This window comes from Rhodococcus sp. R1101 (genome assembly GCF_000278445.1).
Taxonomy (GTDB): Bacteria; Actinomycetota; Actinomycetes; order Mycobacteriales; family Mycobacteriaceae; genus Rhodococcus; species Rhodococcus gordoniae.
In genome coordinates this window covers 1-3,848 of sequence record NZ_AJVB01000376.1, presented here as the reverse complement: position 1 = coordinate 3,848, position 3,848 = coordinate 1, and the positions used below count along the sequence as shown (strand labels likewise).

Annotated in this window: 6 protein-coding genes; all 6 read left to right on the top strand. The window is 68.4% G+C overall.

The window, feature by feature from the left end; genetic code table 11:
- On the top strand, positions 1-155 hold a 155-nt coding region (locus R1101_RS29725; RefSeq protein WP_157179176.1), incomplete at its 5' end, for a M24 family metallopeptidase.
- 34 nt (positions 156-189) lie between these two features.
- On the top strand, positions 190-753 hold the full coding sequence (efp, locus tag R1101_RS0118160) for an elongation factor P (RefSeq protein WP_016934777.1): 564 nt from the start codon (positions 190-192) through the stop codon (positions 751-753).
- Positions 754-1,263 carry a transcription antitermination factor NusB gene (gene nusB / locus R1101_RS0118155; RefSeq protein ID WP_016934776.1) on the top strand — a complete coding sequence of 170 codons (510 nt, stop codon included), beginning with the start codon at positions 754-756 and terminating at the stop codon, positions 1,261-1,263. It begins immediately after the preceding gene.
- A gap of 211 nt (positions 1,264-1,474) precedes the next feature.
- Positions 1,475-2,113 (top strand): bifunctional pyr operon transcriptional regulator/uracil phosphoribosyltransferase PyrR, encoded by a 639-nt coding sequence (gene pyrR, locus R1101_RS0118150; protein WP_026003434.1) that lies wholly within the window; start codon positions 1,475-1,477, stop codon positions 2,111-2,113.
- Positions 2,110-3,051, top strand: a complete 942-nt coding sequence (locus R1101_RS0118145) for an aspartate carbamoyltransferase catalytic subunit (protein WP_016934774.1) — start codon at positions 2,110-2,112, stop codon at positions 3,049-3,051. Before pyrR ends, R1101_RS0118145 begins: the two co-directional genes overlap by 4 nt.
- A 44-nt stretch (positions 3,052-3,095) precedes the next feature.
- On the top strand, positions 3,096-3,848 hold a 753-nt coding region (locus R1101_RS0118140; RefSeq protein WP_016934773.1), incomplete at its 3' end, for a dihydroorotase.

Genomic DNA, 3,848 nt, shown 5'->3' with positions numbered 1-3,848 from the left:
CGACCGGTACACTTGTCGCCGGTGCGGCGGTGACCGTCGAGCCGGGTGTGTACTTCTCGGGGCGCGGAGGCGTGCGGATCGAAGACACGCTCGTGGTGCGGGAGCATACTCCGGAGTTGCTCACGCTCACCGACAAGACATTGACCGTCGTTTGAGGGCGGTTCCTCGACTCTAGGAGACACGAACCAAGTGGCTGATACCAGTGACTTCAAGAACGGCCTCGTTCTGAAAATCGACGGACAGCTCTGGCAGATCATCGAGTTCCAGCACGTCAAGCCGGGCAAGGGCCCTGCCTTCGTGCGTACGAAGCTCAAGAATGTGACGTCGGGCAAGACCGTCGACAAGACCTGGAATGCCGGTGTCAAGGTCGAGACCGCCACCGTCGATCGCCGCGACATGACCTACCTCTACAACGACGGCACCGACTACGTCTTCATGGACGGCGAGACCTACGACCAGATCACCATCTCGCCCGAGCTGCTCGGTACCAGCGCCGACTTCCTGCTCGAGAACATGCCCGTCCAGGTCGCGACGCACGAGGACGTCCCGCTGTTCGTGGAGCTCCCGGTCACGGTCGAGCTCGTCGTCCAGCACACCGATCCCGGCCTGCAGGGCGACCGCTCCACCGGCGGCACCAAGCCCGCGACTCTCGAGACCGGCGCCGAGATCCAGGTCCCGCTGTTCATCAACACCGGCGACAAGCTCAAGGTCGATTCCCGCGACGGCAACTACCTCGGGCGAGTGAATTCCTGAGTGTCCGGTAACCAGAAGAAGCTCGGGGCCCGCCACAAGGCCCGCAAGCGCGCCGTGGATCTGCTCTTCGAGGCGGAGGCCCGCGACGTGCATCCCGTCGACCTCGCCGCCGATCGCGTCGAACTCGCGATCGACGACGACCAGGTCGCACCGGTGCCGGCATACGCGCAGACCATCATCCGCGGTGTCGCCGAGAACCTCGACGAGACCGATCGGGTGATCGCCGACCACCTGCACGAATGGACCCTGGACCGGCTTCCCGCCGTCGACCGCGCGATCCTGCGCATCGCGGTCTGGGAACTCTTCCACGCGACCGACGTGCCGCCTGTGGTGGCGGTCGACGAAGCGGTCGAGCTCGCCAAGCAGCTGTCCACCGACGACTCGCCCGCCTTCGTCAACGGAGTGCTCGGGCAGATCGTCGCCGTCGCCGACCAGGTGCGCGCAGCTGCCGCTGCCACCCTCGTCCGGCCGGCGCAGGCGTCGCAGGACCGGGAGTCGGACGAGTCCTGAGTTCGTCACCCTTTCGGGGCGAGCGACGACACGAGGCACCGTGAGTGGGCCCGGCGGGAATGTTCCTGCCGGGCCCACTCCGGCGTCCGGGAGGTCTGTGTTGCGCTTCACCCACCATCCGTGCCGAGGCGGACGTCGACGCTGATAGGCTCGACAACCGTCAGGCATCCTTTAACGATCCGTCCAGTGAGGCGGAGAAGGAGGTCGCTGCATGGCCGTGTCCGAGGACGGGTCCACAGCTTCTACCCCCACCGAGTCTTCCTCCACTCCTGCTGCGTCGTCCGGTACCGCCGTGCCGGCCCGCGAGCTGCTCTCCGCCGCCGACGTCCATCGGACGATCGCCCGGATCGCACATCAGATCATCGAGAAGACCGCGCTCGACACTCCCGACGACGCGCCGCGTGTCGTACTCCTCGGAATCCCCACCCGCGGGATCACTCTGGCTCAGCGACTCGCCGAGCGTATCGAGGAATTCGCCGGTGTCCGGGTCCCGGTGGGTTCGCTCGACATCACGCTCTATCGCGACGACCTCCGCACGAAGCCGCATCGACCGCTCGAGCGCACCTCGGTGCCCGAGGGTGGGGTCGACAACACCCTCGTCGTGCTCGTCGACGACGTCCTGTTCTCGGGACGCTCCGTCCGTGCCGCGCTCGATGCCCTGCGCGATCTCGGTCGCCCCCGCGCCGTCCAGCTCGCGGTGCTCGTCGACCGCGGCCATCGCGAACTTCCGCTGCGGGCCGATTACGTCGGGAAGAACGTGCCCACCGCACGCACCGAGGATGTCCGCGTACTGCTCACCGAACACGACGGGCGCGACGCCGTCGAGATCTCCGGAGGCAAGGCTCAGTGAAACACCTGCTCACCATCGCGGATCTGACGAAGGACTCCGCGACGGGGCTTCTCGACGAAGCCGAGCGGTTCGAGCAGGCACTGCTCGGGCGTGAGGTGCGCAAGCTCCCCACGCTGCGCGGCCGCACCATCATGACCGTCTTCTACGAGAACTCCACCCGCACCCGTGTGTCCTTCGAGGTCGCCGGCAAGTGGATGAGTGCCGACGTCATCAACGTCTCGGCGTCGAGTTCGTCGGTGAAGAAGGGCGAATCGCTGCGCGACACCGCGCTGACCCTGCACGCCGCCGGCGCCGACGCCCTCGTGGTCCGCCACTCCGCTTCCGGCGCCGCACACCGGATCGCGCAGTGGACCGACGAATCCGGGTCCGGTCCGGCCGTGGTCAACGCCGGCGACGGCACCCACGAACATCCCACACAGGCGCTGCTCGATGCGCTCACCCTGCGTCAGCGCCTCGGATCGATCGAAGGCCGCCGCATCGGCATCGTCGGCGACGTGCTGCACAGCCGGGTGGCCCGGTCGAATGCGCTGCTGCTGAGCATGCTCGGCGCCGAGGTCGTTCTCGTCGCGCCCCGCACCCTGCTTCCGGTGGGCGTGGAGACCTGGCCGGTGACGGTCGCCGATTCGCTCGAAGCGGAACTCCCCACCCTCGACGCGGTGATGATGCTGCGGGTGCAGGCCGAGCGGATGAACGGCGGGTTCTTCCCGTCCGCACGCGAGTACTCGATCCGGTACGGGCTCAACGCCACGCGCGCGGCGCTGCTGCCGGACCATGCCGTGATCCTGCATCCCGGTCCGATGCTCCGGGGCATGGAGATCGGTTTCCCGGTCGCAGACGCCCCGCAGAGCGCGGTGCTGCAACAGGTGAGCAACGGTGTCCACGTGCGGATGGCGGTGCTCTTCCGCCTGCTCGTGGGGACGGAAGGGAACCTGTCGTGACCCACACTTCCCACCCGGGAGATACAGGAACAGGAGACACACAGGTGACGCCGCAGGTGCTCATCCGCAACGTTCGCCTCTACGGCGAGGGCGATCCGGTCGACGTGCTGCTCGGCGACGAGCAGATCCTCGCCGTCGGAACCGACCTCGAGGCCGGCGACGACGCGGAGATCGTCGACGGCACGGGGCAGATCATGCTCCCGGGCTTCGTCGACCTGCATACGCATCTGCGCGAACCCGGCCGGGAGGACACCGAGACCGTCGACTCCGGCTCGGCCGCCGCGGCGCGCGGCGGGTACACCGCGGTCTTCGCCATGGCCAACACCGATCCGGTCGCCGACTCGGTGGTCGTCACCGATCATGTGTGGCGCCGCGGCCGCGAGGTCGGGCTCGTCGACGTCCACCCCGTCGGTGCCGTCACCGTCGGTCTCGAGGGCAAGCAACTCGCCGAGATGGGCACGATGGCCGCCGGTGTCGGCGGAGTGCGGATGTTCTCCGACGACGGCAAGTGCGTCTACGATCCGCTGCTCATGCGTCGCGCGCTCGAATACTCCGCCTCGCTCGGGGTGCTCATCGCCCAGCACGCCGAGGAACCGCGTCTGACCGTCGGTGCCGTCGCCCACGAGGGGCCGACCGCGGCGCGGCTCGGCCTGGCCGGCTGGCCGCGCGCCGCCGAGGAGTCCATCGTCGCCCGTGACGCGCTGCTCGCCCGCGACGCCGGGGCGCGCGTGCACATCTGCCACGCTTCCACGGCCGGGACGGTCGAGCTCGTCCGCTGGGCACGCTCGCAGGGCATC